Raw genomic sequence first — 19,246 nt, 5'->3', positions numbered from 1 at the left:
CAGCTATACGGGGGCGTACTCGCCGTCTTCGGCGGCGATGGCACGTGCCCGGGGTGCGGTCCCGCCGCGGCCGAGTGCGGACCAGGCGGCGTCCAGGATGTGCTGGGTGGTGAGTCCGTACTTCTCGAACAGGTAGGGTGCGCGGCGGGCGCCCTCGGCGAAGGTGTCGGGGACGCCGATGCGGCGCAGTGGGACGCCCAGTCCCGCCTCGGCGACTGCTTCGGCGACGGCCGAGCCGAGTCCCCCGATGACGCTGTGGTTCTCGACGGTGACGATCGCGTCCACCGACCCGGCGGCACGCAGGATGCCGTCGCGGTCGAGGGGTTTGATGACCGGCACGTTCAGCACGGCTGTCGCGATGCCCGCTTCGCGCAGGGTCGCGGCGGCCTGCAAGGTGGCGGGGAGCATCATGCCGCTGGAGATCAGCAGTACTTCGTCACCGGTGCCGAGCACCTCCGCGTGCTGGAGGGAGAAGGGGCGGTCCGGCTCGAAGATGGTGGGGATCTCACCGCGTTTGAGGCGCAGGTAGACGGGGCCGGGGTGGTCGACGACGGCGGGCAGCACGGAGCGGGTCTGCTGGGCGTCGGCGACATCGATGACGGTCATGTTGGGCAGCGCCCGCATGAGGGCCACGTCGTCGATCGCCTGGTGGCTCGGGCCGCCGGGTGAGGACAGTCCCGGCATGAAGCCGACGATGCGCACGGGCAGGTTGGGGTAGGCGATGGCGTTGGCGATCTGATCGAACGGGCGCCGGGTCGCGAAGACGCCGAAGGTGTGGACGAACGGGAGGAATCCCTGGCGGGCCAGTGCTCCGGCCATGGACATCATGTTCGCCTCGGCCATCCCGGCGTGGATGAACCGCTCCGGGATCTTCTCCTGGAACAGGTCGATCTCGCACTGCTTGGTGAGGTCTCCGGACAGGCACAGTACGTCGGGCCGGGTGGCGGCCAGTTCCACCAGGGCCTGCCCGTAGGGCTTGAGGACGGTTTTGAACGGCGGCTCAAACACAGGAGTTCGCCTCCCGGCGGGCGGTGAGTTCGGCGAGAGCGGCATCGGCGAGGGCCGGCGGCAGCTTGATGAAGTGGCCGTCCGCGTCCTCCGGCAGACAGTCCAGGCCGTGAACGGTGGAGGTCCGGCAGATCAGGACGCTGGGCCGCTCGGTCTCCGACTCGGCGACGGTCAGTGCCGCGGTGACCGCGGCGGCGTCGTGTCCGTCCACCTCCGTCACCTGCCAGCCGAACGCCGCCCACTTGGCCGCCATCGGCTCCAGTGTCGTGATGGCGTCCACCGGGCCGTCGACCTGCGAGTTGTTGGCGTCCAGGAGGACGTTCAGAGCGCCCAGGCGGTGATGGGCGGCGAAGACGGCCGCCTCCCACAGTTGCCCTTCCTCCATCTCGCCGTCGCTGATCAGGGCGTAGGTGTGGGCGTCACTGCCGTGCATGCGGTCGCCCAGGGCGAATCCGGCGGCGGCCGAGAGTCCCTGCCCGAGTGAGCCGCAGGTGTAGTCGAGCAGCGGCGAGCGCTCGGTGCCGATGGCCTCCACCGGCGAGCCGTCCTGCCCGTAGGTCTCCAGTGCCGACTCGTCCAGCAGTCCCAGTTCGACCATGGCGGCGTAGGGGGCGATCACGTAGTGGCCCGGGGAGCACACCATGCGGTCCTGGCCGGGCCTGGCCCGGGCGAACATGGCGGCCACCTGTTCCGCGGCCGACAGGGCCTGGCCGAGGTAGCCGAAACCCATCGGCGCGACCATCTGCACGGCGCGCAGCCGGATGGCGGTGGCGAGCCGCTCCACGCTGCCGACCGTCCAGGACGGCTCCGGTGCTGCCCGGGTCTGTGTGGTGCCCATCGTGACCTCCGTGGGAGAAGTGGCAGTGCGGTAAGGGGCGCTACTGCGTGAGTGGCAATGTGGCAGTGGTGGCAATGTGGTCATGCGGCTTAGCCAGATAGATGGTCCGTCCGTCGCCCGCCTGTGTCAACCCATGGGGACTGGCTGGGGAGCAGGGTCGGCGACCACGGGCATCCGGCGACGACCCGGCATGCGGCAAAATGGTCAGGCCAGGTGACCGACGAGAAGGGGATCCCACTGTGGACAGGGAGACGGGGCACAACGTCACAGCGCCGGGAGGACGCCGCCGCGGGCACGAGCTGGACGTGGCGCAGTTGCAGCCTGTCCGGGTGGAGCGGCTGGCCGACGAGGTGGCCGGCCAGATCCGTCGGCTGATCATCGACCAGAACCTTCAGGCCGGTGCCCGGCTGCCCTCGGAGCGGGACCTGTCAGGACTTCTACGGACGAGCCGGCCCACCGTGAGTCAGGCCCTGCGTCACCTGGCTTTCATGGGGCTGGTGGAGATCCGCCCCGGTTCCGGGGCCTACGTGCTGCGCAATCCCGCGTCGCTGATGGCCGCGGGACTGGACCTGATGCTCGACATGGAACCGGGCGCCGCCGGCCATCTGGCGAACCTGCGCCACTGGCTGGAGACGGTCGCGACCCAGCACGTGCTGCGCGGCGGGGTCAGCGAAGAGGCGCTGGCGTCGGTCGACGAGGCCCTGGAGCACCTGGAGCGGAGCCGCACCCCTGCGGCCTGGATCGCCGCGGACACGCTGTTCCATCTCGCCGTGGTGGGAACCGCGGGCAATCCGTATCTCGCGTCGATCTTCGAGAGCGTCCACTCGTCACTGATGTCGATGACCTACTCGGAATGGATCAAGCGGGGCGAGAGTCCGCCGTGGGCGGGCGGCAGCGTCCGTGACGTGCAGTGCCTGCTGCACCGGGACATCGCGCGGGCGCTGCGCGCCCAGGATCCGCTCGCGACCGAAGCAGCTCTCGCCGCCCACCAGCAGGCGCTGGTCGATCACATGGGTGAGGCCGCGAGGGACCGCCGGTCGTGACTTCGGGTCGGGTCGCTGTAGTGGGGTGCCGCGCGGCGCCACTGGGGCATACTCCGGGGCTTGACACGTCAGCGCAGCGAGGCGCGTCGTAAGCCAACAGGCTTGGCCGGTCGTCCGCATTCGCGAAGCGGCCAGCTCCTCACCGCGCCCGCCCTCTCTTCCCGGGTCGCGCCGGGGCGGAGCACCGTCCGGCCCGCGCAGCGAAGACGCCGGTGTCGCTCGGCGGCCATCGTCCAGCACAGCCCCTCCCACCTGCGCCCTCTGCTGACCTGGCGCCCGCATGGCCCGTCCGGCGGCGCGGCAAGATCCTGGTGCTGCGCCAGCCGGACGGGGTGTCGGTGCCGGTCGCGCCGTGGAACTTCCCGGCCACGGGCGTGTGCGCGAACGGTGGCGCCTCGCGGAGTGCCGGTCGCGCCGTGGAACTTCCCGGCCACGATGGCCGCCCGGAAGACCGGCCCGGCGCCGGCACCCCGGGTGCCACCGTCTACGCCGGCCCGCCCTCCCGCTCGTACAGCTCGGCCACGCAGGCGAAGTCGCGCTCGTCCCAGCCGCGTTCACGGCACTCGGCGTACATCTGCCGGGCGAGTTCCGTGACCGGCAGCGACTGGTCGACGCTCTCTCCGGCCGCGAGCGCCAGGTCGAGGTCCTTGAGCATGAGGGCGAGAGACGCGGTCGGGCTGTAGTCCCGTTCCGCCAGTGCGGTCGCCTTCGCCGTCACGAACGGCGATCCCACCGCACTGCGCTCCACGGCGTGCAGGAACCTGCCCCGGTCGATGCCCAGCCGTTCGGCCAGCGCGACGGCCTCCACCAGTGCTGCCATGCCGACACCCACCAGCATGTTGATCGCGATCTTGACGGACCGTGCCTCATCGGCCGGGCCCAGGTAGACGTGCCCGCGCCCCACCGACTCCAGCAAGGGCGCTACCCGCTCGTACGCGGTACGCGGTCCCGAGCACAGGAAACTGATCTGCCGTGACTCGGCGGCCGGTGCGCTGCCGCTGACCGCCACGCGGAGGAACGCGCACCCCGCTTCCTCGACCAGCTGAGCGTGTCCGGCGGACGCCGTCGGCGAGACCGTGCTGAGGTCCAGCACCACGGAGCCCTTCGGCAGTCCGGCGAGCAGGCCGTCCGGCCCGCTGAGCGCCTCGGTGAGATCCTCCGCAGTCCGCACGCAGGTGAACACCACGCCGCTGACCCGTCCGACACCGGCGGCGGAGTCCGCGGCATCCACACCACGGCGTGCCGCATCGGCCACCGCCTGGGGAAAGCGGTCGAAACCGGTCACCCGGTGGCCATCGGCCCTGAGGTTGCCCGCGATCGGGGCGCCAAGCCTGCCAAGTCCGATGAAACCCAGCTCACGGCCTTGGACATCAGTCTGTTCGTTCATTCCGTCACCACTTCGTGAGGAGATGTCGGCTTCGGTCGGGCCCCGGCGCCGAGTCTCACACCGCGCTCGAACCGATGTCAACAACTGGTCATGTGGCCAAGCCGCCGCACCAGAGACGCTCCAGACGCTCAGGTTGTACCGGATGCAACACGCACTCAGGGCTTCCACCGTTCTTGCCATACCCGACCTCGCTCGTGATACTTAAAGCGGCTAAGCCAGATGACCGGATAACGGGCGAGCGGACGCGGGGACACCGCGGGCCCTCCCGCTGCCGCCCGCCCTTGAGTCCCCGGGGCATCGCCGCGGGACGGAACAAGGAGGTTCATCCATGACAGCGCTGACCCAACCGGGTCATGGCCGCACCGTCCCCCCGGGCGGCGCGAACGGGCCCAGCGCGGTGGTCCGCCAGGACTGGTCGCACGCCGCCACGCCGTGGGCGCTCGCCACACGCGCCGACGGATTCGACCGGCTCGCCCTGCTCAACCCGGACATCGGGACCACGCACACCGACCTGGGGATCGGCCGGCTGGCGCCGGGCGGCAGAATCCAACCGCATGTCAACAGCTACGAGCAGGCCCTCTACGTCCTGACCGGCGAGTTCGCCCTCCAGATCGAGGAGCGCGCCTACCTGCTGCGGCCGGGCGACTTCGCCTTCATCCCGCTCGGGGCACTGCACGCCGTCGCGAACCGCTCCTCTTCGGAGGCGCGGTGGATGGACGTCAGCAGCCCCGTGACACTGCGCCGCGAGTCCGGGCGCAGCGACACCTTCTTCCCCGCAGGCGCCCCCGACCGCACGGCTGCCGCCGCACCGCCGGACTTCGCCGATCCCACACTGCGCCTGGTCGGCCACTACGAAGGGACCGAACCCGGTCACCTCGACACGGCCGTCTCCAGCCCGGCCCAGGGTCGCGCCTCGGCCGGTATGAACACCGCGCTCCTGGCCTACAGCGGCATCAGCGTGAAGATGCTGGTCGACAAGGAACGGGGCGCCCATCTGCTGACCATGTTCATGGTCGACTACGAGGTCGGCGGCGCGGCCCAGAACCACGACCACCCCTTCGAGGAGGCGTACTTCTTCCTCAAGGGCGAGACGGACTTCGAACTCGGCGGCGAGGTCCACCACTTCCGTCCCGGCGATGTCGCCTGGGCCGGGGTCGGCACCACGCACGCCTGCTACAACACCGAGGGCGGGCGCGTGCGATGGATCGAGACCCAGGCCCCGGTACCGCCGCAGCAGCACAGCTACCGCTGGCCCGCGGACTGGGACCGCTACCAGGCCGAACACTGCTGAGGAGGCAGAGAGACATGCTCGATCACTACGTGGTGTTCCGCCCTCTCGACGGCAACGGCCCGGCCCTGTCGGACGCCCTGCGCGCCTTCTGCGCGCACATCGCCGACCTGGACTGCGTCCGGGAACTGACCTGGGGCGAGAACACCAACCCCTCGGGACTCAAGCAGGGCTACACCCATGGCTGCTTCGTCCGGCTGACCGGTGAAGAGGCCCTGCGCGGCCCGTACTGGAACCACCCGGCCCACCAGAGGCTGCTGAGCGAACTCGACCGGCTGTGCGACGACCGGTTCGCGGTGGACTACCCCTCCCACGAAGGACGGCACCCATGACATCCGGGCAGGAGGGCGCCGACGGCGGCACATCCCTGGGCATCAGCCGGGCGGGCGCCACCACATGGCTGACCCTGCGGCGCCCGCCCGGCAACAAGCTCGACCTGGAGCTGACCCGGGCGCTGCACCGCGCCCTGACCGACGCCGACGCCGACCCTGAGGTGCGTGCCATCGTGCTCACCGGGTCCGACGGCGTCTTCTGCGGCGGAGCCGACCTTCCGGCCGTTCTCGCGGCTGATGTCCTGCACGAGTTCGCGGACGCGCTGGTCGACCTGTTCGGCGTGTTCCCGGACCTGGTGACCCCGGTCATCGCGGCGGTCAACGGCGACGCGCTCGCCGGGGGCTTCGGCCTGATGTGCAGCGCGGACATCGCCATCGCCGTCCATGACGCGCGGATCGGCACGATCGAGGCGCGGTTCGGGACCTGGCCGGTGGTCGCACAGGTCGCCGCGGCACGGCGCACCCCGTTCCCCGTACTGATGGCGAACGTGCTGACCGGCGTGCCGCTGTCGGCGGAGCGGGCCGCCCACTTCGGCATCGTGCACGAGACAGTGACCCCCGCCGAACTCGACCAGCGAGCCGCTGCCCTCGCCCGGGCGGTCACCGCCGCGGGCAGCGCGACGGCGGTGGGACGCCCTGCGCTCCACCAAGCACTCAACCTGCCGTACCGCGACGCACTCCGGGCCGGGGCGGAAGCGTTCGTCACGCTTGCCGATCCCAGGAACTCCGACAACGGATAGCCACCGGCGGGCTGGTGGTGCTCGGGTTCCGGGTCATGGTGAACCCGCACTGAGCTAGTCGTCCTGTTCTTCCTCTCCCCTCCCCCATGAGGGGATCCGTGGCCTCGCACCTGACTCCCGCGACCTCCCTGTCCGGAATCGTGGCCCTCCTGTCCGCTACTGCGGTTGGCCCGCCCCCCGCCCGGCGGGAAGGTGGACACCCACACCCACAACCACACCCACCCTCGAACCCGCCCTTCCGGAAGTCTGCGTGAAACACGTGAGTTGATCAGTTGATCAGTGAAAGGCGACTACGGCACGCATGAAGCTGCAACATCACTTGGGCGGCCTGGAGAATCTCGGCCCCGTCACCTTCGACCGCCGTGTCTTCGCCGAGGACTGGGAGCGGCGGATCTTCGGCATACATGTCGCCATGATGGGCCTGAGCGCCCATCTGCGCGACGCCCTTCCGGGCTATCCCGTCGAGGACGTGCCCACCTCCTTCTCCTCCGCCTGGACCTGGGCGGATCTACGCAAGGGTGCCGAAGCCATGCACCCGTTCGCCTACTTCCAGTACCGCTACTACGAGAAATGGCTCGGCGGCATCGCCGATCACTTCCTGGCCGAGGGCTATCTCACCGCCGAGGAATTGGAGGCGCGTACGGATGCCTACCTCCGCGATCCGGACGAGGAACTGCCCGGGGGCGGGGACGTACGCGTCGACGCCCAGGTGCTGCGCTATCTGCGCGAGGGTGACTCCCCTCGCCGAGGCCCGGCCCGCTCCCCGTCATTCGCCGTCGGGGACCTGGTCACCGTCAGGGACGTACCGCCGACCGAGCACACCCGGCTGCCCGGCAATCTGCGCGGCCGGACCGGCACCGTGGAGCGGGTCTTCGAGGGCGACTACGGCTACTTCTGCTCCACGGGCGCCGACGGCATCGGCGCGCCCATGCCCGTCTACGCCGTCCGTTTCGAACCGGCCAGCGTATGGGGTGACCTCGCCGAACCGGGCGCTGTGCTCTACGGCGAGCTGTACCAGGCGTATCTGACGCCCGCCACCGGGACCGCTGCCGCCCCCGCCCGCGACCAGGAGCATCCGGAGGAACCGAAGTGACCGTGCAGTTCGACCATCCCGAGGACCGTGAGGCCCGCAACGCCGCCCGGGTGCGTGCGCTGGAGGCCCTGCTCATCGAGAAGGGGGTGATCACGGACGCCACCGTGGACAAGGTGCTCGGCTACTTCGAGACCGACATGACCCCGCTCAACGGCGCCACCATCGTGGCTCGCGCGTGGACGGACCCGGCCTTCGCGGAACGGCTCGTCACCGACACCCCGGCCGCCATCGCGGAACTCGATCTGCCCATCGGCATGGACGGGGCCGAGGGTGAGCACCTTCAGGCGGTCGCCAACACCCCCGGCGTGCACAACCTGATCATCTGCACTCTGTGCTCCTGTTTCCCCTGGCCGGTGCTCGGCCTGCCGCCCTACTGGTACAAGGACCCGACCTTCCGCGCCCGAGCCGCCCGCGAACCCCGCGCGGTACTCCGGGAGATGGGGCTGGACCTCGACCCGTCCGTCGAACTGCGGGTCTGGGACAGCAGCGGCCACTCCCGCTGGTTCGTCATCCCCCGGCGGCCCGCCGGCACCGACGGCATGACCGAGGCGGAACTCGCCGCGCTGATCACCACGGAGGCGATGATCGGCGTCGCCGAGGTCCCGTCCCCCGCCGCCGCCTGACCCACCCCGGCCCCCTCGGAAGGCAGCCCTCATGGACACGCCCGTCACCGTCCGCCCGGTCATCACCACCCCCCTGCACGAAAGCTGTGTCACCGACACCCATGCCCCCACCTTCGACGCCGACTGGCAGCGTCGGGCGTTCGGCGTCGCCGTCGCCCTCTCGGAGTTCGGCCACTATCCGTGGGACGCGTTCCAGCAACGCCTGATCGCCGCCATCGGCACCTGGGAGACCAGCCCCACGGCCGAGCAGGGCGACTGGCGGTACTACGAGCACTGGCTCACCGCGCTGGAGCGTGTCCTCCTCGACCATGGCCTGATCGTTGAGAGCGACCTGCGCTGAAGGGCGAGTGCATCCTGAAATGAACAGCCCCGAATGGGCCGGCGCGATCCACGGGCGTGGACTGCGTGCGCTCGCCCGCGTGCTGGGCAGTACGTCGGTGGGGGGAGCGACCTTCGACGCCCCCGGTGTGTCCGCCTGCATCGTCCCGGCGGCGATCGACGAAAAGGGCGTGAACTTCGTCGCGCACACCGCGCGTGACGCACTCGTCCCCCGGCTTCCCCATATCGCCGGCATGTATCAGGCGGTCGGCATCCAGCAGTGGTCGGTGTATGTTCCCGAATCCGAACACACCGTCGCGAAGAGTCTTGAGGCTATGGGATATCGATCGCAGAAGCGCGCTCGGGCCATCCTCCTCGACCTGTCGGCCTTCGACCCGCGCCCGGTCGGCGATCTCGACTACTTATCGAACACGGACCTGTCGATGTTCGGCCGGATAAGCGCCGCCGCCTATGACCGCCCTGCGTTGGCGCGCGCCTTCGGCCAGAAGCCCGATACCCCGCACCTGCGGGTCTACCAGGCCCGCTTGGACGGCGCTCCGGTATGCGCGCTCCTCACCATCGACGTGGCGTCGGACCGGGGGCTGGACTGCGCCGCGTACTTCCTCGGCACGGTCCCGTCCGCGCGTGGCCGCGGTATCGCACCCCGGCTCTTCACGGCTGCCCTCCTTGAGGCGCGGTCTCGCGGTTGCGCAACGTGCTCCTGCCAGGCGTCAGCGATGGGTGCACCGCTCTGGGCCCGCATGGGATTTGAAACCGTCTTCTATTTCAACTGCTTCGCACCGGAGAAAGGGGCTCAAGCCTTGACTGGTGCGGCCGATCTGGCGGCCTGTTCGATCTTCGCGCAGTAGGCTGCACGCGCTTCCTCGTCGATCGGCTGCTCGTACTCGGCGCGCAACCCGGTCCGGCCGTCGAGGCCCTCGCGCAGGATATCGGCGTGCCCGGCATGCCGGATGGACTCGCCGAGGACATGCACCATGATGGCGAACAGGTTCGTATTGGGAGAAGGCTCCGGCCACCACGGCACATGGCCGGGGGTGTCGAGGGCAAGCTCGTTGATCGTCGCGTCCGAGTGCTCCCACGTGCGCCGGTAGAACCCGATGATCTGATCGCGGTTCTCGTCCTCGGTCGCCCACAGATCACTGCCGTCGGAGTCCTGCCACCGGGGCAGCGGCTGTGGGGAAGGGCGGTCGAAGACCTCGCCGAAGTATCTGGCCTCGACGATGGCCACGTGCTTGACCAGGCCGAGGAGGTTGGTCCCAGTCGCTGTCAAAGGCCGGCGGGCGTCGTACTCGGACAAGCCGTCGAGTTTCCAGAGCAGCGCCTCGCGGTCCCGCCGCAGTCTCCCATGCAGGTTGTCCTTCGCGAACTCATCGAACTCATCGATCATGCGGCATGAACCTTCCATGGGCTGTTCGTGGTCTCAAGATTCCCGTACGTGGTCCGCAACGACCGGCAGAGCCGGAGCCTGGCCATCGCCGCCCCCCTGACCTGATAGCTCAAGGGCTGCATGATCCGACCAGCCGCCCCATCCCGCCCCGTCCCCGGCTACATCAGGCCCGCGGCCCGCTCCGGGTCCTCGCCCATGTGCTCCAGCAAGGCCCGCTGGTGGGCGGCGAGGGCCGTGTGGATCGCGTCCGGGTCGCCTCCTCGCAGCGCAACGGCGATGTTCTTGTGCAGCGCGCGCTGAGCCTCCGAGTTCTCCCCGCTCGCCCACGGCGGACTCTCGCCCCGCTCGACCCACTCGGAGTAGGTCAGCGACATCAGCGACGAGTGCACACCCTCGAAGAGGGAGGCGAGGTAGGGGTTGCCCGCGACCTCCACGACAGCGATGTGGAAGAGCGTGTCCGCAGCGATCCAGGCCGATGGCCGACGGGCCTGTTCAAGCCGCTCCAGAGCCTCCTCGACCGCCGCCAGTGCCTGTTCGGACACCCCGGTCTGCACGGCCCGCTGGATCGCGACGGTCTCCAGCCAGTACCGCAGGTCGGCCAGATGGACCGCGGCATCGGGCTCCAGGTCGATCATCAGCTCAAGTCCGGCCGTCATCAGGGACGCGGGGTTGCGCAGCACATAGGCACCGGATCCCGGCCTGATCTCCACCAGTCCCATGAAGGCCAGCAGACGCAGTGCCTGGCTCACCGTCGGCCGACTGGTGTGCAGCAAAGCCGCCAGATCGCGCTCAGAGGGCAGGCGCGCGCCGGTCTGCAAGTTCTGCTTGATGATCAGCCGGCGGATCTGGCCCGCCACCTCGTCGGCCAGCCGCTCCACCCGGACCGGTTCCAGCTCGGCCACATTCAGCTCCGGCATGGCACGACGCCTACCCGCCCGGCCACTGCCCTCGGATTCCTTCGCCACGCTCAGCCTCTTCTCGTTCCACAACCTGCGGCTAGACCATTTTGCCGCATGATGCTCCCCCGTTCCTCAGTTCCTCGGTTCCGGTCGTCAACCAGACCCTCGCGCGCCGCCCGCGATTCGCCCCTTACGACTCCTTGACATGCGGATGTCGGCACCGCCACACTCCCAGAACAGGCGGCCATGTGGCCAAGCCACATAGACGCATAGACGCCTAGGCCCAGAGGACCGTAGATCCTTGGCCGCATCGCTGCACCGTCCTTCGCCCGACGTGGCGAGCACACCCGGCGGACGATCACCAGTCCGGGCAGACCTCCGGGCATGCGTGGGACGGCCGACCAGGAACAGGAGGATTCGTACGCCCAGAGGGGCTGCCGACGCAGGCCGCGTTCAGCGCCTGGCCTCACGTCAGGGCGACCGTCGCCCCCCTCGCGCAGTCTGTGCCGCAGACCCGCAACCGTGGCCGGCCACGCCGCACTGCGCCTTCGCACGGTGATCGTCGGCTGTTCCCGGTGCGCCGTTTCCCCGCCCGACCTCTTCGTATCCGTCAACGCCCGGCCGCACTCACCCGCGGTCGCAGCCGACAGGAGACCGCTCATGTCCTTTGCCAGACCGGCGTCTGCGCCCAGCAGGCCCTCCGCCGCCGGAACGACTCAACACGACCTGCCCCTGCGCACCGTCGTGACCGGCTCGCTGATTCTCCTCCTCTCCTTCCTGCTCAACGCCGTCGACCGGCAGGTCTTCGCCCCCGTCCTGCCGAGCATCCGTGAGGAGTACGGCTTCTCCCTGGCCGCGGGCGGCACCCTCGCGACCGGATTCACCCTCGGCATGGCGCTCGCCGGGCTGCCCACGGGGTATCTGATGGACCGCTTGAGCCGCAAGACGGTCCTGCTGGTGAGCATCGTGATCTACTCACTCGGCACGCTCGCCACGCCCGTCTCCGCCGGCTTCGCCGACATGGCTGTCTACCGGGTCATCTCGGGCTTCGGTGAAGGCATGCAGTCCGCCGCCCTGTTCGCGGCCGTGGGCACGTTCTTCGTCAAGCGCCGTACCTTCGCGCTGGGCTGCACGGCCACGGCCTACGGGCTCGGTACCTTCATCGGTCCGCTGGTCGGCGTCCAGTTGGAGAACTCCCTCGGCTCCTGGCGGGCACCCTTCATCGTGCTGGGGGTCGCGGGTCTCGTCATCACGGTGATCGCCCTCATCGGAGTCAGCCGCAGCCTCACCGAGCGGGCCGAGGACCGCACGGCCGTCGCCACGGATCACCGGCAACTGCCCGCCTCGCCCTACAACCGAGACAGTCTCGCCCTGGCCACCAGCGCCGCCGTGAGCGGCGTGGTCATCTACGGGTTCCTCGGCCTCTACCCGACCTACCTGATCAGCGAGTTGGACTACACCTCCACGCAGGCGGCACTGGCCACGAGCTTCGTGGGCTTCGGCGGGATGCTGGCGCCACTGTCCGGCTGGCTCGGGGACCGTATCGACCAGCGCAAACTGCTGATCACCACCTACGTCGCGCTGTCGGCGACGAGTCTGCTCGTCTACCAGACACAGGTGTCCGTGGGCTGGGAGTGTCTGTTCGCCTTTCTGATGGGGCTCTTCGGAGTCGGCACCCTCTACACGAACCACAACAGCGCGATCCAGCGCGCGGTCCGGCCCGACCAGGTGGGACGTGCCGCCGGGCTCTTCATCACCAGCTACTACACCTTCGCTGCCTTCTCCGGACTGCTGTTCGCCGCCCTGGTGAACGCGATCGGCTGGAGCGGAGCAGGGCTGTGGCAGGTCACCCTTCTCCCGCTGCTGGCCATATGCGTGCTGGCATTCGCCCGCAGGGACCGGTCAGCGGGCGGGCCGGCTTAGCGACCTTCCTGCGGTGAGCAGGCCGGTCACGGCGGTGGTGGGGTCGGCGGCCGCCTCCGGGTAGCCGTGTCTCCGGGGCGCCCCCACGCACGGGACGGCGCCGCCCCCGCCCCGCTCAGGGCCGTACGCCCAAGGCGGGCAGTACCGTCTCCGCCACCCGGTACGCCTCCTCCAGCAAGGGGTTCGCGGAGAGGATGAAGGTGTCGACGCCCAGTGCCTCGTACTCCTTGAGGCGGTCCACGACCTGGGCGGCGGAGCCGACCACCGCGGTGCCGGGTCCGGGCCGGAACAGGCTCATGCCGGGCCAGAGGTTGGGGTGGGTCTCCAGTTCGCGGGCGTGGGCGGGGACCCGGCCGCCGTGCTGGCGGAACTGGCGCTGCCAGCCGACGCCGTCCTCGCCCGACCGGTCGCCGAGCTGGCGGGTGTAGGTGGCTTCGCTGGTGACGTCGAGGAGGCGGTCGGCCGCGGCCCATGCCTGGTCCTCGGTGTCGCGGACGATCAGGTGCAGGCGCAGTCCGATGCGCAGGGTGCGGCCGTGGGCGGCGGCGCGTTCGCGGACGCGGTCGAGTTTCTCCTTCAGCAGGTGGGGTGGTTCGCCCCAGGTGAGGTAGACGTCGACATGCTGGGCGGCCATCTCGATGCCGGCCGGTGAGGAGCCGCCGAACCACAGGGGGACGTGGGGTGTCTGCACGGGCCTGAGGTCGCGGAAGGAGGCTCCGGCGCCCTTCAGGTCGTAGAAGCGGCCCTTGTGGTCGAAGACCTCGCCCGCGGTGAGGCGTTTGACCAGGGACCAGTACTCGGCGCTCAGGTCGTAGCGTTCGTCGTGCTCGACGTTCAGACCGTACTCGCGCAGGGTCTTCGTGGAGCCGTTGACGACGTTGAAGCGCAGCCGGGGGCCGAAGAGGGTGTCGAAGGTGAGGGCCATCTTGGCCAGGAGGGTGGGCGCGATCAGTCCGGGGTGGACGGCCAGCAGCGGCTGGAAGCCGGGGCCGGTGGCGGCGGCCAGGGCGCTGCCGAGCGGCCATACGTCATGGAGGTCGGTGGCGAGCAGGGCGCCGCTGAATCCCAGCCGTTCGACCGTTGCCGCGAGTTGCTGGAGATAGCCGAGGTCGACCGGGCGGCGGCCCTCGGGTTCCCAGGGATAGGCGCCTTCGCGCGGGATGATGTACCACAGTACTTCGGAGGGCATGGGTGGTGTCTCTTCCGGTCGGTCGCTCTTCCGGTCGGTCGCTGTCGGGTCAGTCGCGGCGCGCGACGGCGTCGGCGACCGTGACGGGGCGCTCGATGAAGCCGGTGCGGGCGAAGATGTCGGCGGCCTGCTGCTGTTCGGCGAGGAACTCCTCGGTCACGTCCTCGACGCGCCAGGGCAGATCGCGCAGCGCGGTCTCCCAGTCGTCGGCGGTGCCGCCCTGGTGGTCGGCGGCGATCGCGGCGGCCTCGCGCGGGTGGGCCTTTGCCCAGGCGTCGGCCCGGCGCAGGGCACGCAGCAGGGCGGCGACCACCTCGGGGCGCTGCTCGGCGAGGTCGCGCCGGGTGAAGAAGACGGAGCGGTTGGTGATGACATCGCCGGTGCGGACCAGGACGCGGACGCCTCCGGTGCGCAGGGCGGCGGCGAGCTGGGGTCCTTGGATGACCCAGGCGGTGATGGCGCCGTCCCGCAGCAGCTTCTCGCTGTCCTCGTTGGCGCGTGCGGCCGTGATGTCGGTGGCGTAGGAGAGTCCGGCGTCGTCCAGTGCCTTGGCCACCAGATGGGTCTGCCAGGAGCCGATCGCCAGGTGCAAGGTGCCGCCCTTGAGGTCGGCGACCGTCTGCACCGGGCTGTCCTGGGTGACCAGGATCGCGCCGTGGTCGGGGCGCGGGGCGGAGACGGCGGTGTAGACGAGGTCGTGGCCCGCGGCCTGGGCGGTGACGGGCGGGGTGGACCCGGTGCCGCCGAAGTCGATGACACCTTCGGTGAGGAGCTGTCCGGTGCGGACGCCGTTGGTGTACGTGTGGAAGGCGACGGTCTCACCCACGGTGGCGAGTTCCTCGGCGGCGTGATCGAGGCGGGAGAGGTAGTAGAGGGTGGGGTTGCTGTTGTGGACGCCGATGGTGATGGTCATTCAGATCACTCCATTGGGGATGGGGGTGGGGGTGGAAGTGGGGACGGTTGAGGTGTTGCTCGCCGGTGACTTCGTGAGCGGGTGCCGCGTGCCCGAAGAGGTCGTGCCCGGAGATGTAGTGGGTGGCGATGTAGTGGGTGGTACGCCCAGGTCGGTCAGGAGGCGGCGGCGGAGGGCGGCGACGCCGGGGTCTCCGGGGTCGCGGGGGCGGGGGATGTCGACGGGTTCGTCGGTGACGAGGTGTCCGTCGCGCAGGACGCAGACGCGGTCGGCGAGGCGTACGGCCTCCTCCACGTCGTGGGTGACCAGCAGGACGGCGGGCCGGTAGACCCGGCACAGCTCGCCGACCAGGTCCTGCATCCGCAGCCGGGTCAGGGCGTCCAGGGCGGCGAACGGTTCGTCGAGCAGGAGGAGTTCGGGTTCGCGGACCAGCGCGCGGGCCAGGGCGACGCGCTGGGCCTCGCCGCCCGACAGGGTCGCGGGCCAGGCACGGGTGTGGCTGTCGAGGCCGACCTCGGCGAGGGCGCGGCGGCCCCGGTCGGCCTGTGCCCGGGGCAGGGCGACGGTCACATTGGCCAGTACACGTTTGGAGGGGACCAGGCGCGGTTCCTGGAAGACGATGGTCCGCGCCTCCGGCACCCACACCTCGCCGCTGTCGGCGTCGTCCAGGGCGCCCAGGATGCGCAGCAGGGTGGTCTTGCCGCTGCCGCTGGCGCCTAGCAGGGCGACGAACTCACCGCGTCCGATGGTGAGATCCAGTCCGGCCAGCACGGACCGGTCACCGAACGTCTTGGTGAGGGCACGGACTTCGACGGCACTGGTCATCGGCCCGCCCTCCGCCAGGGCATCAGCACCCGTTCCAGGAGCCGTACGAACGCGTCGGCGAGAAGTCCGAGCAGGCCGTAGACGAGGATGCACACCATGAGGATGTCGGTGCGGGCGTAGCTCTGGGCCTGGGACATCAGATAGCCGATGCCCGCGGTGGCGTTGATCTCCTCGGCGGCGATCAGCGCGATCACGCTCAGGGTCATCGACAGCCGCAGCCCGGCGAGCAGGGAGGGCAGCGCGCCGGGGAGGACCACTTCGCGGACGATCGCGGTGCGGCTCATGCCGAAGCTGCGCATGGCCTCGACCAGCTTGGCGTCGGTGCTGCGGACGCCGCTGGAGGCGGAGACGTACATGGGGAAGGTGGTGGCGACGGCGATCAGCAGGATCTTGGCGATCTCGTTGATGCCGAACCACACCATGAACAGCGGGACCAGGGACAGGAAGGGGATGGTGCGCAGGGTCTGGAGGGAGGAGTCGAGGAGTTCGTCGCCGAGGCGGGTGAAGCCGGTGATCACGCCGAGGGTGAGACCGGCGGTGAGTCCGATGAGCAGGCCGGCGCCGGAGCGGGTGAGTGAGGTGACGAGAGCGTCGGGCAGTTGGCCGTTGCCCCACAGTTCGCCGACCGCGCGGAGCACGTCGGAGGGCGGGGCGAGCACGTCGGGGGTGAGCAGGCCGGTGGCGGACGCCGCCCACCACAGCACGACGAGGGTGATCGGGCCGAGGGCGCGGACGACGGCCCGGTAGCGGTGGGGGCGGGGCCGGGCGACGGTGGCGCGCGGGGTCACCAGGCCGGTGGGTGCCGGTTTCTCGTGGAGGGCGGTGGTCATGACAGCTCGGTCACATCGAGAAGATGGTCGGTGACGTCGATCTCGTCGGTGGTCACCTTCTGCTCGGCGTAGAAGCGGGCGACGTCCTGGAACCGGGTGATGTCGGCGTCCGTGATCGGTTCGACGGTGCCGCCCTGGCCGGTGAACTCGATCTCGATGGTCTTGGCCTCGCCGGTGAGCGCCTGGGGTCCGGCGTCGGTGGTGACATTGAGGTAGGCGGCGGGGTCCTGCTTCTCCTTGACGCTGCCCTCGTGGAGGTAGGTGTAGAGCGCCTTGACGACCTCGGGGTGCTGGTCGGCGAAGTCGGTGCGTACGGCGGTGAGGCTGTAGTTGTCGGAGCCGATGTCCTGTCCGTCGACCAGGAAGCGGGCCTCGCCCTGGCCCAGCTCGGCCACGGAGTATGTCGCCCAGACCGCCCAGGCGTCGACCTGGCCGGCGTTGAAGACGGCGGCCGTCTGGTCGGCCTGAAGATAGACGCGCTCGACGTCATCGGCCGGAATGCCCTTGTCGGCGAGGGCCTTGAGCAGCAGGTATTCGCCGGTGCCGCCCTTGTTGACGGCGACCTTCTTGCCGACCAGGTCCTCGACGGTGTCGATCCCCGAGTCCTTCTTGACCAGGATGCCCTCGCCGACCGGGTCGGGTGCGGTGGCGGCGAAGAACTTGAAGCCGGGGTTCTGGGAGAGGGAGGTGACGCCGGAGGTGATCGAGCCGGTGGCGATGTCCAGCTGGTCGGCGTTGAGGGCCTGTGCGGCGGGTGCGAAGGGTCCGGCGCTGCCGGTCCAGGCGACCTTGGCGTTCACCTTGGCGAGGGCCTTGTCGAGCGAGCCGTCCTTCTTGCCGACGGCGAGAACTCCGCTGTTGCCCGGGTCGGGGATGCGGACGGTGATGGTGGCGGCGGCGTCGGATCCGGTGTCGCTCTGCGCGGTACCGCAGGCAGTGAGAACGGCGAGCCCGGTGAGCAGGGCCAGGGTGGCGGTGAGCGGAGTCGGGATGCGCATGGTGGTCCTACGTGGTGTGGGTGGAGACGGCTGATGGTGGACTGCCGTGCCCGGCCGTGGGTCGGGCGGGGCTGTGCGGCGTGGTGGTGCGCGCCTGGTGGGCCCGGCGCAGTGGCTCGGGGTCGGCCCAGGCGTGGACGTCGACGGGTTCGGGCAGGAAGCCGTGCGCGCGCAGGGCCGTTTCCTGCTGGGCCAGCAGGGCGAGGCGTTCGGCGGAGAGGTCGGGGTGCAGGGCGCGGTGGGTGCCGGGGCGGTAGGCGCCCTGTACGCCTTCGGCTCCGGCGCCGGTCTCCGCGCCGAGGATGCGGGCGACGTCGTCCGGTGCGGCGGCGGCCCAGTCGGCGGCCCGCAGCAGCACGGCGAGGAAGCGGGCGACCAGGTCGGGGTGGTCGTCGAGGAGTCGCTGGTGGACGGTGATGGGGCGGGGGGTGCCGTTGTTGACACGGTGGGCCCGGTCGGGCAGTTCGTCGAGTTCGACGGCGGCCTCGGCACCGGCCCGCCGTGCCGCCTCGACGGCCAGGGCGCCCTTGACGTACACGGCGTCGACCTCGCCGCGGGTGAGCGCGGCCAGTTCCGCGGCCCACTGGCCGGTGTGCCCGTCGGCGGGTACGTCGACGAGTTCGGCGTCTTCGAGGCCGTACCCGGCGGAGGCCAGGGCGCCTTCGAAGCCGCGCAGGGCCATGGCCCGCCAGAAGTCGATGGCGATCGAGTGCCGGGGCACCGCCAGTCGCCGGCCGCGCAGGGCGGCGGCGCCACGGATGCCGGAGCCCGGTGCGACGAGGATGGTCTGGCGTTCCTCGATCCAGGTCAGTCCGATCAGCCGGGTCGCCTCACCCCTGGACCGGGCCCACAGTGCGGGGACGTTGCCGCCCTCGCGGAACAGGGCGGACAGGGAGTGGGTGTAGTGGGTGCCGCGGAGGCCGGGTGGCAGCTCGGACGACGGGGCCTGGAGGGAGCGGACGGTGATCCCGTCCGGTGCGAACTCCTCCGCGAGCCAGTGCCGGTCGGCGGCGATTCCGGTCGCGGTGGGGACGGGACAGCGGGTGAACCAGAGGGTTTCGGGCAGCGGGTGGTGCGGCATGGACTCTTCCCTGGGGGCGGGTGGTGGCGGCGAAAGGCGTACGTGGCCGGGTAGCCGACCGGGTCTTCCCTGGCGGCGGGGGTGGTGGACGTACGGCGGCCGGGTCACGGCGGGTGGGCCCGATGCGGGTCGGCGACGGGCGGAACTCCGCGACTCAGCGGCGTGCGCGGACGGTTGTTCCGGGTGAGGGACGGTGCCGGGAGCCCGGCCCGATGACCCGGGAGTGTCCGCTACGCGGAGGGCGGGGCGTCAGCGACAGACGGCGCTGGAGACGCGGCCGAGGTCGACATGACGGCGCACGGTCAGCAGGAGCACGGCGGTCTGGGACATCGCCACACTCCTTTCCGACGGCTCGCGCCGGACCTGTTCCGGCGGCGTGACCGCAGCCTGGCACGGGTGCCGAGGGGACGGCAAGCGGCTTCCCACCATGTGGGAACGAGCGTGAACAGGCTGTTTCAGCAGGCAGTACGGGCCCGGCGCGCATGCCGCCATATGGGAATGTCATGGCTG

21 protein-coding genes are annotated in these 19,246 nt (G+C 70.3%); 9 read left to right on the top strand and 12 right to left on the bottom strand.

Translation table 11 applies throughout. The features are described 5' to 3' along the window. Positions 1 to 3: 3 nt before the first annotated feature. Both ACFRFC_RS27615 and ACFRFC_RS27610 read right to left on the bottom strand, forming a co-directional pair. The gene (locus ACFRFC_RS27615) at positions 4 to 1,008 is read right to left on the bottom strand and encodes a transketolase family protein (RefSeq protein ID WP_382689386.1); all 1,005 of its coding nucleotides are present in this window, start codon (positions 1,006 to 1,008) and stop codon (positions 4 to 6) included. Next, positions 1,001 to 1,846, bottom strand: coding sequence for a 1-deoxy-D-xylulose-5-phosphate synthase N-terminal domain-containing protein (locus ACFRFC_RS27610; RefSeq protein ID WP_382689388.1), 846 nt, complete (start codon positions 1,844 to 1,846; stop codon positions 1,001 to 1,003). Before ACFRFC_RS27610 ends, ACFRFC_RS27615 begins: the two co-directional genes overlap by 8 nt. Positions 1,847 to 2,085: 239 nt before the next feature. Between ACFRFC_RS27610 and ACFRFC_RS27605 the strand changes: the two genes are divergently transcribed. Continuing rightward, a complete protein-coding gene (locus ACFRFC_RS27605; protein ID WP_382689390.1) occupies positions 2,086 to 2,889 on the top strand; it encodes a FadR/GntR family transcriptional regulator in 804 nt (267 codons plus the stop codon). Positions 2,890 to 3,373: 484 nt separating this feature from the next. On the opposite strand, the gene ACFRFC_RS27600 is transcribed toward ACFRFC_RS27605, so the two are convergent. Further along, positions 3,374 to 4,276 carry an NAD(P)-dependent oxidoreductase gene (locus tag ACFRFC_RS27600; protein ID WP_382689392.1) on the bottom strand — a complete coding sequence of 301 codons (903 nt, stop codon included), beginning with the start codon at positions 4,274 to 4,276 and terminating at the stop codon, positions 3,374 to 3,376. A 328-nt stretch (positions 4,277 to 4,604) separates the two neighbouring features. Between ACFRFC_RS27600 and ACFRFC_RS27595 the strand changes: the two genes are divergently transcribed. From ACFRFC_RS27595 to ACFRFC_RS27565, 7 genes are all read left to right on the top strand, one after another. Next, positions 4,605 to 5,567 (top strand): cupin domain-containing protein, encoded by a 963-nt coding sequence (locus ACFRFC_RS27595; RefSeq protein WP_382689394.1) that lies wholly within the window; start codon positions 4,605 to 4,607, stop codon positions 5,565 to 5,567. Between the two features lie 14 nt (positions 5,568 to 5,581). Further along, entirely contained in the window at positions 5,582 to 5,896 is a 315-nt protein-coding gene (locus tag ACFRFC_RS27590; protein ID WP_382689396.1) for a Dabb family protein, read from the top strand. Then, on the top strand, positions 5,893 to 6,636 hold the full coding sequence (locus ACFRFC_RS27585; protein WP_382689398.1) for an enoyl-CoA hydratase/isomerase family protein: 744 nt from the start codon (positions 5,893 to 5,895) through the stop codon (positions 6,634 to 6,636). Before ACFRFC_RS27590 ends, ACFRFC_RS27585 begins: the two co-directional genes overlap by 4 nt. 301 nt (positions 6,637 to 6,937) lie before the next feature. Next, entirely contained in the window at positions 6,938 to 7,729 is a 792-nt protein-coding gene (gene nthB, locus ACFRFC_RS27580) for a nitrile hydratase subunit beta (RefSeq protein ID WP_382689400.1), read from the top strand. Next, positions 7,726 to 8,352 carry a nitrile hydratase subunit alpha gene (nthA, locus tag ACFRFC_RS27575; protein WP_382689402.1) on the top strand — a complete coding sequence of 209 codons (627 nt, stop codon included), beginning with the start codon at positions 7,726 to 7,728 and terminating at the stop codon, positions 8,350 to 8,352. The genes nthB and nthA overlap by 4 nt, the downstream gene beginning before the upstream one ends. A 31-nt stretch (positions 8,353 to 8,383) precedes the next feature. Then, positions 8,384 to 8,692, top strand: a complete 309-nt coding sequence (locus tag ACFRFC_RS27570) for a nitrile hydratase accessory protein (RefSeq protein ID WP_382689403.1) — start codon at positions 8,384 to 8,386, stop codon at positions 8,690 to 8,692. 19 nt (positions 8,693 to 8,711) lie between these two features. Next, on the top strand, positions 8,712 to 9,539 hold the full coding sequence (locus ACFRFC_RS27565) for a GNAT family N-acetyltransferase (protein ID WP_382689405.1): 828 nt from the start codon (positions 8,712 to 8,714) through the stop codon (positions 9,537 to 9,539). On the opposite strand, the gene ACFRFC_RS27560 is transcribed toward ACFRFC_RS27565, so the two are convergent. Both ACFRFC_RS27560 and ACFRFC_RS27555 read right to left on the bottom strand, forming a co-directional pair. Then, positions 9,485 to 10,078, bottom strand: a complete 594-nt coding sequence (locus ACFRFC_RS27560) for a DinB family protein (RefSeq protein WP_382689407.1) — start codon at positions 10,076 to 10,078, stop codon at positions 9,485 to 9,487. The genes ACFRFC_RS27565 and ACFRFC_RS27560 overlap by 55 nt on opposite strands. Before the next feature lie 158 nt (positions 10,079 to 10,236). Then, positions 10,237 to 10,995 carry a FadR/GntR family transcriptional regulator gene (locus ACFRFC_RS27555; protein WP_382689409.1) on the bottom strand — a complete coding sequence of 253 codons (759 nt, stop codon included), beginning with the start codon at positions 10,993 to 10,995 and terminating at the stop codon, positions 10,237 to 10,239. A 642-nt stretch (positions 10,996 to 11,637) separates the two neighbouring features. Here ACFRFC_RS27555 and ACFRFC_RS27550 point away from each other — a divergent pair. Beyond that, positions 11,638 to 12,900: an MFS transporter gene (locus tag ACFRFC_RS27550; protein WP_382689411.1), complete on the top strand. Its 1,263-nt coding sequence runs from the start codon at positions 11,638 to 11,640 to the stop codon at positions 12,898 to 12,900. Between the two features lie 115 nt (positions 12,901 to 13,015). Here ACFRFC_RS27550 and ACFRFC_RS27545 read toward each other — a convergent pair whose 3' ends face one another. The 7 genes from ACFRFC_RS27545 to ACFRFC_RS27515 all read right to left on the bottom strand — a co-directional run bounded on the left by ACFRFC_RS27545 (position 13,016) and on the right by ACFRFC_RS27515 (position 19,066). Beyond that, on the bottom strand, positions 13,016 to 14,089 hold the full coding sequence (locus ACFRFC_RS27545; protein ID WP_382689413.1) for an LLM class flavin-dependent oxidoreductase: 1,074 nt from the start codon (positions 14,087 to 14,089) through the stop codon (positions 13,016 to 13,018). Between the two features lie 49 nt (positions 14,090 to 14,138). After that, the gene (locus tag ACFRFC_RS27540) at positions 14,139 to 15,002 is read right to left on the bottom strand and encodes an ABC transporter substrate-binding protein (RefSeq protein ID WP_382689415.1); all 864 of its coding nucleotides are present in this window, start codon (positions 15,000 to 15,002) and stop codon (positions 14,139 to 14,141) included. Beyond that, entirely contained in the window at positions 15,003 to 15,827 is an 825-nt protein-coding gene (locus ACFRFC_RS27535) for an ABC transporter ATP-binding protein (protein ID WP_382689417.1), read from the bottom strand. Next, positions 15,824 to 16,657 (bottom strand): ABC transporter permease, encoded by an 834-nt coding sequence (locus ACFRFC_RS27530; RefSeq protein WP_382689419.1) that lies wholly within the window; start codon positions 16,655 to 16,657, stop codon positions 15,824 to 15,826. The genes ACFRFC_RS27535 and ACFRFC_RS27530 overlap by 4 nt, the downstream gene beginning before the upstream one ends. Then, on the bottom strand, positions 16,654 to 17,655 hold the full coding sequence (locus tag ACFRFC_RS27525; protein WP_382689421.1) for an ABC transporter substrate-binding protein: 1,002 nt from the start codon (positions 17,653 to 17,655) through the stop codon (positions 16,654 to 16,656). The genes ACFRFC_RS27530 and ACFRFC_RS27525 overlap by 4 nt, the downstream gene beginning before the upstream one ends. Before the next feature lie 7 nt (positions 17,656 to 17,662). Further along, positions 17,663 to 18,736, bottom strand: a complete 1,074-nt coding sequence (locus ACFRFC_RS27520; protein ID WP_382689423.1) for an ABC transporter substrate-binding protein — start codon at positions 18,734 to 18,736, stop codon at positions 17,663 to 17,665. 249 nt (positions 18,737 to 18,985) lie between these two features. After that, a complete protein-coding gene (locus tag ACFRFC_RS27515; RefSeq protein ID WP_383112662.1) occupies positions 18,986 to 19,066 on the bottom strand; it encodes a putative leader peptide in 81 nt (26 codons plus the stop codon). Positions 19,067 to 19,246: the final 180 nt, after the last annotated feature.

Origin of the sequence: Streptomyces sp. NPDC056734, from assembly GCF_042790455.1 — a bacterium.
In the GTDB taxonomy this organism is placed as follows: Bacteria; Actinomycetota; Actinomycetes; order Streptomycetales; family Streptomycetaceae; genus Streptomyces.
This window is presented reverse-complemented; position numbering and strand designations above follow the sequence as displayed.